13 protein-coding genes are annotated in these 13,439 nt (G+C 62.3%); 10 read left to right on the top strand and 3 right to left on the bottom strand.

Annotation, left to right across the window (positions count from 1 at the left end; translation table 11 throughout):
* The first annotated feature begins 707 nt into the window (after positions 1-707).
* The 5 genes from dnaA to AC0L2D_RS07515 all read left to right on the top strand — a co-directional run bounded on the left by dnaA (position 708) and on the right by AC0L2D_RS07515 (position 6,113).
* Positions 708-2,183 carry a chromosomal replication initiator protein DnaA gene (gene dnaA / locus AC0L2D_RS07535; protein ID WP_127387494.1) on the top strand — a complete coding sequence of 492 codons (1,476 nt, stop codon included), beginning with the start codon at positions 708-710 and terminating at the stop codon, positions 2,181-2,183.
* A gap of 303 nt (positions 2,184-2,486) precedes the next feature.
* Entirely contained in the window at positions 2,487-3,605 is a 1,119-nt protein-coding gene (gene dnaN, locus AC0L2D_RS07530) for a DNA polymerase III subunit beta (protein ID WP_013527877.1), read from the top strand.
* 82 nt (positions 3,606-3,687) lie between these two features.
* Positions 3,688-4,833 carry a DNA replication/repair protein RecF gene (gene recF, locus AC0L2D_RS07525; protein WP_473540691.1) on the top strand — a complete coding sequence of 382 codons (1,146 nt, stop codon included), beginning with the start codon at positions 3,688-3,690 and terminating at the stop codon, positions 4,831-4,833.
* 31 nt (positions 4,834-4,864) lie between these two features.
* Entirely contained in the window at positions 4,865-5,620 is a 756-nt protein-coding gene (locus AC0L2D_RS07520; protein WP_013527879.1) for a molybdopterin-synthase adenylyltransferase MoeB, read from the top strand.
* 4 nt (positions 5,621-5,624) lie between these two features.
* Positions 5,625-6,113, top strand: coding sequence for a GNAT family N-acetyltransferase (locus AC0L2D_RS07515; RefSeq protein WP_473540690.1), 489 nt, complete (start codon positions 5,625-5,627; stop codon positions 6,111-6,113).
* 47 nt (positions 6,114-6,160) lie between these two features.
* Here AC0L2D_RS07515 and AC0L2D_RS07510 read toward each other — a convergent pair whose 3' ends face one another.
* Positions 6,161-7,162 (bottom strand): 2-hydroxyacid dehydrogenase, encoded by a 1,002-nt coding sequence (locus AC0L2D_RS07510; RefSeq protein WP_013527881.1) that lies wholly within the window; start codon positions 7,160-7,162, stop codon positions 6,161-6,163.
* A 209-nt stretch (positions 7,163-7,371) separates the two neighbouring features.
* Between AC0L2D_RS07510 and AC0L2D_RS07505 the strand changes: the two genes are divergently transcribed.
* Positions 7,372-7,932, top strand: coding sequence for an SH3 domain-containing protein (locus AC0L2D_RS07505; RefSeq protein ID WP_064995784.1), 561 nt, complete (start codon positions 7,372-7,374; stop codon positions 7,930-7,932).
* Here the strand turns inward: AC0L2D_RS07505 and AC0L2D_RS07500 are convergent.
* Entirely contained in the window at positions 7,905-8,312 is a 408-nt protein-coding gene (locus tag AC0L2D_RS07500; protein WP_063169996.1) for a DUF4260 domain-containing protein, read from the bottom strand. The two genes, AC0L2D_RS07505 and AC0L2D_RS07500, sit on opposite strands and share 28 nt — an antisense overlap.
* Positions 8,313-8,358: 46 nt before the next feature.
* A complete protein-coding gene (irrA, locus tag AC0L2D_RS07495) occupies positions 8,359-8,790 on the bottom strand; it encodes an iron response transcriptional regulator IrrA (RefSeq protein ID WP_064995785.1) in 432 nt (143 codons plus the stop codon).
* 242 nt (positions 8,791-9,032) lie between these two features.
* Here irrA and fabA point away from each other — a divergent pair, with 242 nt between their 5' ends.
* The 4 genes from fabA to AC0L2D_RS07475 all read left to right on the top strand — a co-directional run bounded on the left by fabA (position 9,033) and on the right by AC0L2D_RS07475 (position 13,399).
* The gene (gene fabA / locus AC0L2D_RS07490; RefSeq protein WP_013527885.1) at positions 9,033-9,548 is read left to right on the top strand and encodes a 3-hydroxyacyl-[acyl-carrier-protein] dehydratase FabA; all 516 of its coding nucleotides are present in this window, start codon (positions 9,033-9,035) and stop codon (positions 9,546-9,548) included.
* Between the two features lie 52 nt (positions 9,549-9,600).
* The gene (gene fabB, locus AC0L2D_RS07485) at positions 9,601-10,821 is read left to right on the top strand and encodes a beta-ketoacyl-ACP synthase I (protein ID WP_024503470.1); all 1,221 of its coding nucleotides are present in this window, start codon (positions 9,601-9,603) and stop codon (positions 10,819-10,821) included.
* Between the two features lie 13 nt (positions 10,822-10,834).
* Positions 10,835-11,647: an enoyl-ACP reductase FabI gene (gene fabI / locus AC0L2D_RS07480; protein WP_337122865.1), complete on the top strand. Its 813-nt coding sequence runs from the start codon at positions 10,835-10,837 to the stop codon at positions 11,645-11,647.
* Positions 11,648-11,854: 207 nt separating this feature from the next.
* Positions 11,855-13,399, top strand: coding sequence for a putative bifunctional diguanylate cyclase/phosphodiesterase (locus AC0L2D_RS07475; RefSeq protein WP_024503468.1), 1,545 nt, complete (start codon positions 11,855-11,857; stop codon positions 13,397-13,399).
* Positions 13,400-13,439 lie beyond the last annotated feature (40 nt).

Genomic DNA, 13,439 nt, shown 5'->3' with positions numbered 1-13,439 from the left:
AAATGCTTACAGATGGTGATCCACAGCTTGTCCACACCGGACTGGCCCGATCGGGGAGAAGTCGCTGTCAAGCGAATTATTTCAGAATATTTCTGTCAGCGCCCGGTTTTTCATATTCGCCGGAAAAGGGTTTGAATCACAATGGCTTTGTTAAAATGTGCCGTCGCGGCATGCCACTCGAACCCGCCTCCACTAACCAGATTCCTTAAAAATCCGTTAGACGTGGCCTTGCCCTATCCACAGCGATTTCGGTAGTGTCGATCTATCGAAAGGGACGGGCTCTGGCTCTTAACCCAAGCCTGAATCGGCCAGCTTAAATTGGCGGGATTTGCAACGCGGATCAAGTCCGCGGACGGCTTTGGTTTGTCTTTTTCGATACGGTAGGGGACTGGCGTAACTAGACATGGCAGGTAGACGGCGCGCCGGCGCTCTTTTCGCCGGACGGTGTTGTATTGCCCTGACATACCCAACGCGGACTGGCTTCCATGGGCCGGCACCGGTTCCCACGGATAATGGGCGACGTTCACCTGCCGGCGGCGGCAGCGGACATCGTAGCAAAGACTTAGGTCGCCGGAACCGGATGCAGGAGGCGCATCCCCGGCGGAAAACAGGTACGGAAGGACAAGGAAAAGATCATGCAGAGCGGCATCGAAAGGGAACTTACGGGCGACCTCCCATTTCCTGGAACTTTGATCGGAGCAAACGACATGGCGGTGTCCAGCGACGCGGAACAGAAATTCGACCGGGTCAAGACCCAGTTGAAGGCGCGCCTGGGAACCGAAGTCTATTCGAGCTGGTTTGGTCGCATGAAAGTCGCCGAGGCTTCCAAGGGCATTGTCCGCATCTCGGTGCCTACCGCCTTCCTGCGCTCATGGATCAACGGCCACTATCTCGACCTCATCTCCGAGCTGTGGAAGCAGGAGGATCCCGATCTTCTCAAGATCGACATCGTCGTGCGCACGGCAACCCGTCAGGGACGCGCCCAGGCCGAGCCAGAGGTAACGCCGGCACGCAGCAAGGTGACACGGCAGACGCAGACGGCGCTTGCCGCAGGCACAGTCAGCCCCAGCCGGGTGGAGCGCGCATCGACTCCGCGTCCGGGCACACCCATCGAGAGCGAATTCCGCCACAACGTTCTGGGGTCACCGCTCGATCCACGCTACACGTTCGGCTCTTTCATCGAGGGGCCGTCGAACCGGGTGGCCTTCGCCGCCGCCAAGGCAGTGGCGGAATCGCAATCGAGCGCGGTGCGCTTCAATCCGCTCTTCCTTCACGCAACCGTCGGGCTCGGCAAGACCCATTTGCTGCAGGCCATCGCCGCGGAATCGCTGAAGCAGAACCCCAAGTCGCGCGTCGTCTATCTCACGGCCGAGTATTTCATGTGGCGCTTTGCCACCGCCATCCGCGACAACAACGCTCTGACGCTCAAGGAGCAGCTGCGCGACATCGACCTGCTCATCATCGACGACATGCAGTTCCTGCAGGGCAAGTCGATCCAGCACGAATTCTGCCACCTGATCAACATGCTGCTCGACAGCGCCAAGCAGGTGGTCGTTGCCGCCGACCGGCCACCATCGGAACTGGAATCGCTCGAACCGCGGGTCCGTTCGCGCCTCAATGGCGGTGTCGCGCTTGAAATGTCGGCGCCCGATTTCGCCATGCGCCTCGGCATGCTCAAATTGCGCCTTGCCACGGCCAGGAGCGACGACGCATCCCTCGACATTTCGGAGGAGATCCTCAATCACGTCGCCCGCACCGTGACCGGCAGCGGACGCGAGCTGGAAGGCGCCTTCAATCAGCTTTTGTTCCGTCAATCCTTCGAGCCGCAGATCACCATCGACCGGATCGACGAAATCCTCGGCCACATCTATCGCACAGGTGAGCCGAAGCGTGTCCGTATCGAGGACATCCAGCGCATCGTGGCGCGTCACTACAATGTGTCGAAGACCGAATTGCTGTCCAACCGGCGCACGCGCACCATCGTCAAGCCGCGGCAGGTCGCCATGTACCTGTCGAAGGTGATGACGCCGCGCTCGCTACCCGAGATCGGACGGCGTTTCGGCGGCCGCGATCACACCACGGTGCTGCATGCCGTGCGCAAGATCGAGGACCTTTCCGGCAACGACAACACGCTGGCGCAGGAACTTGAGCTTCTGAGGCGGCTGATCAACGATCAGGCCTGACCCTCCGGGAGGGCCGAACCGAAACAACGCCGGAATTCAATGGCTTGCCAGTGCGGCGCCGGGCCTGCATCGGGCTCGTGGCATCGCCTGGAAGCGATCTGGATTTCGGTTTTTCGACACTGGCTCGCGGACTTCGGGCGCGTTATCCCCAGAAAGCCCGCGTAGCCGGCCTGAACCGGCGGCGCGGGCTTGCGTTTGCTGGTTTTTTCCTGTCAGTTTACGCAGATTCTGAGCCTATTCAGACCTTTCGCGGGACGCCGCTCACTGGTGACCCGTCATTCATTCAAGCGAGCCTGTTTCGTCATGCGTGTTATCCTGGAACGGTCAAATCTCCTGAAGTCGCTCAACCACGTCCATCGTGTGGTCGAGCGGCGAAACACCATACCGATCCTGTCCAACGTGCTGCTCGGCGCCGAAGGCGCCAGCCTTGAAATGAAGGCAACCGATCTCGACCTCGAGGTGACCGAAGCGACGCCCGCCAAGGTGGAGCGCGGCGGGGCGACGACGGTCCCGGCACATCTGCTCTACGACATCGTGCGCAAGCTCGCCGACGGCGCCGAGGTGATGCTGAAGACGGACGAGGACGGCAACGCCATGACGGTGACGTCCGGCCGATCGAGCTTCCGCCTTCAGTGCCTGCCGCAATCCGACTTCCCGGAGCTTTCGGCCGGATCCTTCTCGCATATCTTCCGTCTCGACTCGGTTGCCCTGAAAGGCCTGATCGAGAAGACCCAGTTCGCCATCTCCACCGAGGAGACACGCTATTACCTGAACGGCATCTACCTGCACACGCATGAGGTCGGCGGCAAGCTGAAGCTGCGCTCGGTGGCGACCGACGGCCACCGCCTGGCGCGCGCCGAGATCGACGCGCCGGCGGGTTCCGAGGGCATGCCGGGCATCATCATTCCGCGCAAGACGGTGAGCGAACTGCAGAAGCTTGTCGACGATCCGGATGTTGCGGTGACCACCGAACTGTCGGACACCAAGATCCGCTTCACCATCGGCAGCGTGGTTTTGACCTCGAAGCTGATCGACGGCACCTTCCCCGATTATCAGCGGGTCATTCCGACAGGCAACGACAAGAAGCTGATCATCGACCGCCAGAGCTTTGCCGCCGCCGTCGATCGTGTCTCGACCATCTCTTCCGAACGCGGTCGCGCGGTGAAGCTGTCGATCAGCGAGGGTCAGGTGACGCTTGCGGTCAACAATCCGGATTCAGGCAGCGCCACCGAAGAACTGTCCGCTGACTATTCATCCGATCCGATCGAGATCGGCTTCAACGCCAAGTACCTGCTCGACGTTGCCGCGCAGCTGACCGGCACGGAGGCCAAGTTCATGCTGGCGGATGCCGGTTCGCCGACGCTGATCCACGACATGGCCGACGAGACCGCACTCTATGTGCTGATGCCGATGCGCGTGTAGCGGCGCGGTGTCAGCACTTCGGTCCTGTTGTGGACCGGCGGCAAGCGCGATATTTACGGCGACTTCTATAGGCGGATAGCGGTTGCCGGCACAGAACCATATAAGTAAGCTAACACTTACTAATTTCCGCAACTATGCGGCGCTGACGATCGATCTGGCGCCAGGTGCCGTGGTTTTTTCCGGCGACAACGGCGCCGGCAAGACCAATCTCCTCGAAGCGATCTCCTTTTTGACACCGGGACGTGGCTTGCGCCGCGCGCCCTACGCCGATGTCGCGCGCGAGGGCGGCGACGGCGGCTTTGCGCTGCATGCCCGGCTCGACGGACCTGATGGCCAGGTCGAGATCGGAACAGGCATTTCCGGCGGTGACACCGCCGGCGAAGGCGGCAGGCGGGTACGCATCAACGGAGCTTCGGCGCGTTCGGCCGAGGACATGCTGGAATGGCTGCGCGTGGTTTGGCTGACGCCAGCCATGGACGCGTTATTCACCGGACCGGCCGCGGATCGCCGGCGCTTCCTCGACCGGCTGGTGCTGGCGATCGACCCCGGCCACGGGCAACGTGCGATCGACTACGAGAAGGCGATGCGCGGTCGTAACCGACTGCTTACCGAAAGCTCTCGGGACGACCGCTGGTTCGACGCTATCGAGACGCAGATGGCCGAAACCGGTGTGGCGATTGCCGCGGCGCGCGCCGAGATGGTGCGCCTGCTGGCCGCCATGATCGACAGGCTGCCCGACACGGGACCGTTTCCACAAGCCGATATCGGCCTTTCAGGCGAGCTGGAAGCCGAGATTGCCGTGGCGGCGGCGGTCGATGTGGAGGAACGCTTCCGTCGGACGCTTGCCGAGGGCCGCGAGCGCGATCGCGCCGCCGGACGTACGCTCGACGGCCCGCACCGTTCGGACTTGGTGGTTCGGCACCGCCCGAAGGCGATGCCGGCCGAGCTCTGCTCGACCGGCGAGCAGAAGGCGCTGCTGGTCGGCATCGTGCTGTCGCACGCGAGGCTGACCGGCGAAATGTCGGGCATGACGCCGATCCTGCTGCTCGACGAGATCGCTGCGCATCTCGACAGCGGGCGGCGCGCGGCGCTGTTTTCCATCCTGGAGGAACTGAACTGCCAGGCATTCATGACAGGAACCGATGCTGCGCTGTTTTCCAGTCTCCAGGGCCGTGCGCAATTCCTGACCGTCGACCACGGGACGGTTGGGCCAACCGAAGACCCCTGACAAGGTTTTTCCGTGCCTGTATGATCAGGCAATGACCACTGCCGCCCTGACCGCAGACGAGATCGAACGCTATGCCCGCCACATCGTGCTGCCGGAAATCGGCGGCGCCGGGCAGCAGAGGCTGAAGCAGGCCCGGGTGCTGGTCATCGGCGCCGGCGGGCTGGGCGCCCCGGTGCTTGAATATCTTGCCGCCGCCGGCGTCGGCACGCTCGGCGTGGTCGATGACGACACCGTTTCGCTCTCCAACCTGCAGCGTCAGGTCATTCACGGCACCGACACTGTCGGCCTGCTGAAAACCGACAGCGCCAAGGCGGCAATCGCCCGCATCAATCCCAATACCACAGTCGAACCGCATACATTCCGGCTGACCACGGACAATGCGCCTGCCCTCGTCGCCCGCTATGACATCGTCGTCGACGGTTCCGATAATTTCGAAACGCGCTACGCCGTGGCCGATGCCTGCGCGAGCGCTGGGAAACCGCTGGTGCATGCCGCCGTCGGACGCTTCGACGGCTCGGTCACGGTGCTGAAGCCATTCGAAGACGGCAAGGACGGCAAGCCCAACCCAGGCTATCGTGACCTGTTTCCCGAAGCGCCACCGCCGGGCCTGGTGCCGTCCTGCGCCGAAGTCGGCGTGCTTGGCGCGCTGACCGGCGTCATCGGCACGCTGCAGGCCATGGAGGCGGTCAAGCTGATCACCGGCGTGGGCGAACCGCTGGTCGGCCGGCTGCTGCTTTATGATGGGCTGGCGGCGCGCTTCGACACCATCCGTTACAAGAGAAGCTGAATTCTTGGACCTGATCGAAGCAGTCTCCATCAGGCGGATCCCGACCGATTTCGACCGTTGGGACAATGTGCTCGCATTGATCATGCGTGCCTTCGCCTCGATGGACGACGTCATCGACCCGCCCTCCTCGGCCCACCTTTTGACCGCCGACACTCTGCGGGACAAGGCGCGGCGGGAGACCGGCTTCGTGGCGCTCAGGGGCGATCGGATCGTCGGCTGCGTCTTTGCCCTTGAAAAGGTGGCAGAGTTCTATGTCGGCAAGCTCGCCGTGGCGCCGGACTGCCAGGGACAAGGCATTGGACGGCAGCTGATGCAGGCGGTCGAAGACCTTGCCCGCAGCCGCGGCAAGGCCGCCATCGAGCTTCAGACGCGGATCGAGTTGACCGCGAACCATGCGGCCTTTGCTCGCCTCGGCTTTCGCGAAACTGAACGGACGGCGCATGACGGCTATGCCAGGCCGACCTCGATCACCATGCGCAAAGCTCTCCCGTAAGTCTTATCTTACGGTTTGTGGGCCACGGATATTGCACCGCGACAGCGTCAGGTCCTGAGCGGCAGCACGCGGTCTGGTGGGCGGTGGCCGTCAACGAAGGCGCGGATGTTGATGATGACCTTTTCACCCATGTCGATACGGCCCTCGAGCGTCGCCGAGCCCATATGCGGCAGAAGCACGACCTTGTTCTTGGCCGCGAGCTTCAGCAGCTTGCCGTTCAAGGCCGGCTCGTGCTCGTAGACATCGAGGCCGGCGCCGGCGATCTTGCCGTCCTGGATCAGCTTGACCAGTGCTTCCTCGTCGATGATGTCGCCGCGCGCGGTGTTGACGACATAGGCGGTGGGCTGCAGCAGCGCCAGCCGCCGCGCCGAAAGCAGATGGAACGTTGCCGGCGTCGAGGGACAGTTGACCGAGATGATATCCATGCGGGCCAGCATCTGGTCGAGGCTTTCCCAATAGGTCGCCTCCAGCCCGTCTTCCACGGCCGGCAGCACGCGGTGGCGGTTGTGATAGTGGATCGACAGTCCGAAGGCCTTGGCCCGCCTGGCTACGGCCGTGCCGATCCGCCCCATGCCGACAATGCCGAGCCGCTTGCCCCAGATGCGCCGGCCCAGCATCCAGGTCGGCGACCAGCCGGCCCATTTCTTGTCGCCGGTGAGCACATTGGCGCCTTCCGCGAGCCGCCGCGGCACCGCCAGCATCAGCGCCATCGTCATGTCGGCGGTGTCTTCGGTCAGGACATTCGGCGTGTTGGTGACGGTGATGCCCCTCTTGGCCGCAGCCGCGACATCGATCTTGTCGACGCCGTTGCCAAAATTGGCGATCAGCTTGAGGTTGTCGCCTGCCTGAGCGATCAGCGCCGCGTCGATATTGTCGGTAATGGTCGGCACCAGAACGTCGGCTTCCTTGACCGCCGCGACCAGTTCCGGCTGCGTCATCGGCCGGTCCTCGACATTCAGCCTTGCGTCGAACAGTTCGCGCATGCGGGTCTCGACCGGGTCGGGCAGCTTGCGCGTGATGACGACGAGAGGCCTTTTTTTGCCTGCCATTGTTTCCCTCTCGAGTATTTGCCGCAATTCCGAACGCAAAACCGCTTCACACGGTTGCTGGGATTGCTCTAACCCGATCTCGTTGAGACCTCTTTAACCAAGACCGGCGAAACTGAAAGCCGGTCGCGGTGCCGATTACCCATGTAACAAGCGGTGCCGCCGAAGACAAAGAAAAAGGGGCGCCGAGGCAAGCGCCGAAAGGAATGAAAGTGTCTGGTTTCGCGTCGCTTCGCCTGACCCTCAGTGCAGCATTTCTCGGCGCTCTGCTTTGTTCTCCGCTTACGGCGGCACAGAGTGCGGCTGCACCTGCCCAGAGCGTCGTCACGCTCGGGCCGAGCGGCCTGCCGCTGCCGCGATTCGTCAGCCTGAAATCCGGCCGCGTCAACTCGCGCGTCGGCCCCGGCGCCAACTACTCGGTCGATTGGATGTACATGAAGGCCGGCCTGCCGATGGAGATCATCCAGGAATTCGACACATGGCGCCGCGTGCGCGATGCCGATGGTTCGGAAGGCTGGATCAACCAGTCGCTGCTTTCCGGCCGGCGCACGGCAATCGTCGCACCATGGCAGCGTGGCAAGGGCACCCGGATCAACCTTCTCAACAGTCCCGACAAGGACGCAAGGGTGGTCGCGATGATCGAACCTGGCGTCATGGGTACGATCAAATCCTGCGACGGCCAGTGGTGCGAAATGACGTTCGACGGCCACACCGGCTGGCTTGCCCAGTCGGTCGTCTGGGGCGCCTATCCCGGCGAACGGGTCAAGGACTGATTCTCTTTCGCGGTCCTGGCTTTATGCCCGATACGGCCGAGATGGGTGTCCTGGAAGCCGGTCGGCAGCTTCAGACCGTAGCCCAGCGCACGGTCGATGGCGATGTGGGCGATCCATATCAGCGCAACCGCCATCGCGGCCGCATTGCCCCACATGTGCCCTCCGAGCAGCAGCAGCACGGGCACGATCAGGATGTGCAAGGCGTTGTAGGCAAGGGCACCGACGCGCGGACCGGCCAGATAGCCCGACATCGATAGGTCAGGCGCCAGGATAAGCAATCCGAAGAGCCACCAGGAGATGCCGGTCGAACCGTAGAAAATGACGGCAGCCAGTGCCACGATCGCCCATTCGAGCCGGATTACGAGATCGAGGGGTTTCATCCCTGGCCGATAATTCTGGCTTGGCAGATGATTCTGGCCTCGCCAGTCATTCGAGGCGTTTGGGGCGCAGCCTCACGACGATGTCGACATTGGCGATCTCCATCCCTTCCGGAGGCTCCGGCAGGTTGGCAACCGTCACCGGACCGCTGTCGATGTCGAATATACGGTTTTCGCCTTCGATGTAGAAATGGTGGTGGTCGGAGGTGTTGGTGTCGAAATAGGTTTTCGCGCCTTCGACGGCGAGGATGCGCAAAAGTCCCGCCTGGGTAAACTGGTGAAGGGCATTGTAGACGGTGGCCAGCGACACCGGCACGCCGGCGGCAACCGCCTCCTCGTGCAGTTCCTCGGCCGACAGATGCCGGTCGCCCTTGGCGAAAAGCAGATCGGCCAGCGCAATGCGCTGACGCGTCGGCCTCAGCCCGGCTTCACGGACCCGCTTGTCCACAGCGACATTTTCCTTCCGGCCGTCCAGGTCCATCTTCTCGTCGAACCCCACAGTTCCGCCCCAAGACACGCCCAGAATGGCAAAAAAATGAACGTCTGCCGAAACCGGACCTCTCAGGACATATATTCTGTCGTCCGAATGCGATCAATAGCGCGCATTGACCCAGGCAGACGAGCAGGCTAAGCGCAAACGCCGGTTTCCGGCCTGAAACAGATTGTGTTAGGAAACCAACGACAAGGGCACCCGATGGCCCGGAACGATATGGGATGAGATTGATGGCGGGTAAATCCAGCTACGAGTACGACGAATTGCTGGCCTGCGCCCGCGGCGAACTGTTCGGACCGGGCAACGCCCAGCTTCCCTATCCGCCAATGCTGATGTTCGACCGCATCACCGAGATCAGCGAGACCGGCGGTGCCTTCGAGAAGGGTTTTATCCGCGCGGAGTTCGACATCAAGCCGGACCTGTGGTTCTTTGCCTGCCATTTCATCGGCAATCCGATCATGCCGGGGTGCCTCGGCCTCGACGCCATGTGGCAACTGACGGGCTTCTACCTTGGCTGGCTTGGCGAACCCGGCAAGGGAATGGCGCTGTCGACCGGGGAAGTGAAATTCAAGGGCATGGTCACGCCTTCGGTGAAGAAGGTCGAATATGGCATCGACTTCAAGCGCGTGATGCGGGGCCGGCTGGTGCTCGGCATCGCCGATGGCTGGCTGAAGGCGGATGGCGAACCCATATACGCGGCAACGGATTTGAAAGTCGGTCTGTCCAAGCAGTCGGCGGTCGGCTGACCGGCACCCCTGGCCGGCCCCCTTTGGCCAGCATCCCTGGAAGGAGTTGCGAATGAGACGTGTCGTAGTCACAGGCCTCGGCATCGTGTCGTCGATCGGCAACAATGCCAACGAGGTGCAAGCCTCGCTGCATGACGCCAGATCAGGCATCAGCTTCTCGGATTCCTTCGCCGAACACGGCTTCCGCTGCCAGGTCTGGGGAGCGCCGACGCTCGATCCATCGGCGATGATCGATCGCCGTGCGATGCGCTTCCTGAGCCAGGGTGCTGCATGGAACCACGTCGCCATGGACCAGGCGATCGCGGATGCGGGCCTCGGCGAGAGCGACATCACCAATGAGCGCACCGGCATCGTCATGGGATCGGGCGGACCATCCACCCGCACCATCGTCGAAGCTGCCGAAACGACGCTGAAGAACGGCAGTCCCAAGCGCATCGGTCCGTTCGCGGTGCCGAAGGCAATGTCGTCGACCGCATCGGCGACGCTTGCCACATGGTTCAAGATCCACGGCGTCAACTACTCGATCTCGTCGGCCTGTTCGACCTCGGCGCATTGCATCGGCAATGGCTATGAATTGATCCAATGGGGCAAGCAGGACATCGTCTTCGCCGGCGGCCACGAGGATCTCGACTGGACGATGTCGGACCTGTTCGACGCCATGGGCGCCATGTCGTCGAAATTCAACGACAAGGCATCGACCGCCTCCCGTGCGTATGACGTCAATCGCGACGGCTTCGTCATTGCCGGCGGCGCCGGTGTGCTGGTGCTGGAAGAGCTTGAGCATGCCAAGGCGCGCGGCGCCAAGATCTATGCCGAGATCGTCGGCTATGGCGCGACGTCGGATGGCTACGACATGGTTGCTCCTTCAGGCGAAGGCGCGGTCCGCTGCATGCGCCAGGCGCTGGCCACGGTTTCCACGCCGGTCGACTACATCAACACCCATGGCACCTCGACGCCGGTGGGAGATTCCAAGGAAATGGGCGCCATCCGCGAGGTGTTCGGCCCAGAGATGCCGTATATCACCTCGACGAAGTCGCTGACCGGCCATTCGCTGGGCGCGGCCGGCGTGCAGGAATCCATCTACTCGATCCTGATGATGCAGGGCGGTTTCATCGGCGAAAGCGCCCATATCGAGACCCTCGACCCCGAATTCGAGGGCATGCCGATCGTGCGAAAGCGCATCGACGACGCCAGGATCGACACTGTTTTGTCCAATTCGTTCGGCTTCGGTGGCACCAACGCCACGCTCGTTTTCCAGCGCTATTCCGCATAAGGATTTGCCGGCCATGGACGGATTGATGAAGGGCAAGCGCGGGCTTGTCATGGGTGTCGCCAACGATCATTCGATCGCCTGGGGCATCGCCCGGAAATTGTCCGAACACGGGGCGGAACTCGCCTTCACCTATCAGGGCGATGCCTTCGGACGCCGGGTCAAGCCGCTGGCTGGCAAGCTCGGCGCCTCGCTGGTCGTGCCGTGCGACGTCGAGGACAGCGCTTCGGTCGCCGCCACGTTCGAGACCCTGGGCAACGAATGGGGCGGGCTGGATTTCATCGTCCACGCCATCGGCTTTTCCGACAAGAACGAGTTGAAAGGCCTCTACGCCGACACCAGCCGGGACAATTTCGTCCGCACCATGGTGATCTCCTGCTACTCCTTCACCGAGGTCGCCCGCCATGCGGCCACCTTGATGAAGGACGGCGGATCGATGATCACGCTGACCTATGCGGGCTCCGTCCGCGTCATGCCGAACTACAATGTCATGGGCGTCGCCAAGGCCGGACTGGAGGCCAGCGTGCGCTACCTCGCCAACGATTACGGTCCGCGCGGCATCAGGGTAAACGGCATATCGGCTGGGCCCGTGCGCACGCTCGCCGGCGCCGGCATTTCGGACGCCCGCCACATGTTCTCCTACCAGCAGCGAAACTCGCCACTGCGCCGCACGGTGACCATCGACGAGGTCGGTGGTTCGGCGCTTTATCTGTTGTCGGATCTGTCTTCCGGGGTTACCGGCGAAATCCACTATGTCGATTCCGGCTATCACATCGTTTCCATGCCGACGCTCGACGAATTGAAGCAGACCGACGGCGGGCGAGACTAACGCCTGTCGGCCAAAGGTGCGCGACGGTTTTGAAATGGCGGACATCTGAAAACACGAAGCTTAAAGCGTGCGGCTAAACCCCGTTTCAGCGCCAGTCGCATTGATCCGCTCAAGAAATACTTTCGGTCCAATAAAATTGGATTCATTCGCGGAAACTCATTTTAAGGAGATATCCGCTAGAAAGCCCCGTACTCAGGGGAACTTTCAATGCTCGCCGTCAGCAACCCGAAGCGAACACCGGTGTTCCGACTGCTCACCATAGCGAGTTCGGGTCTCGGCAGTTTCGTCCTCGGGCTCTGGGGTCTGAAGCTCGGTCTCGGCGATGGCTTTGCCGGCATCTCCGCCGACATGATGGTCTCGGTGATGGCCGCTCTTTGCGCACTGGCGGCGTCGGTCGCCGCGATGTCCTTCTTCGCCGGCGTCGATGAATCGGCGGATTTCGTCTTCACGGAAACCCATTTCGACAAGCTGACCGGCCTGGTGGCACGTCCGGCGATGGTCGGCAAGATTGCCGAGGCGGCATGCGCGACCAGCCGGACCGGCGAGCCGATGTTCCTCATCGATATCGACATCGACCGGTTCAAGCAGATCAATGACGCCATCGGCTACAGCCAGGGCGACGAGCTGATCCGCGCCTTCACCAAGCGCTTGAAGATGTGCGTGCCGCCGCGCGCGCTGATCGGACGCATCGGCGCCGGTGAATTCGCGATCCTGCTCCCCGACAACCAAGTCGCAGGGTCCTTGGAAAGCACCATAGAGAGGCTCATCGACGAGATGATGGAGCCCTATGATCTCGGTACGCACCTGCAATCGGTCAGCCTGTCGGTCGGCATCGTGGCGATGCCAAAGGACGGTGTCGATCCCGTCCTCATCCTGCGCCGCTCCAATCTGGCGCTGCAGAACGCGCGCGCCAGCGGCGTCGGCAACTGGTCCGTCTTCCATGCCGAAATGGGCAGGGTCGCCGACCATCGCCAGTGGATCGAATCCGAACTGCATACAGCCTTCGAGCGCGGTGACTTCGACCTTCATTACCAGCCGCAGCTCGATCTCCCGACCGGCCGCATCGTCGGCTACGAAGCGCTGATCCGCTGGCGGCATCCGGAACGCGGCATGATCCCGCCGATGGAGTTCATTCCGATCGCCGAGGAAACCGGCATGATCGGCCCGATCGGCGAATGGGTGCTGCGCAAAGCCTGCAGCGACGCCCGGCATCTGCCCGACGACTGCTTCGTCGCCGTCAACATCTCGCCCGTCCAGTTCATGACCAAGGACTTCGTCGGCATCGTGCGCGACACCATGACGAGCACCGGCATCAAGCCGTCACGGCTGGAACTGGAAGTGACCGAGACGGCGATGATGCAGGATCGCGACCGCGCCGCCGCCATCCTGAAGGAGCTTGCGGATATCGGCATTTCGGTCGCCGTCGATGATTTCGGCACCGGCTATTCCAATTTGAGCTACCTGATCGATTTCTCATTCGGCAAGCTGAAGATCGACCGGTCCTTCGTCAGCCGCCTCGACACAGATTCCAGCTCCGGCGCGGTCGTCTCGACCATCGTCGGGCTTTCGCGCGCGCTCGGCGTCAGCATCATTGCCGAAGGCGTCGAGACCGAAAGCCAGGCGACACTGCTCAGGGCAGCCGGCTGCGAGGTGGTGCAAGGCTACCTGTATGGCAGGCCCGCCCCCCTCAAGATCAGGGTCGGCGACGTGCATATCACCGATGAGGTCCGGCGCGTTGCCAATCTGCATTGAGTGCGACGCGATATCTGTTTTTGAGCATGATCTTTTCCGA

Source organism: Mesorhizobium sp. WSM4833, assembly GCF_055811095.1.
Note: the sequence above shows the minus strand (reverse complement) of the source record. Positions and strands in the feature narration are given on the sequence as shown.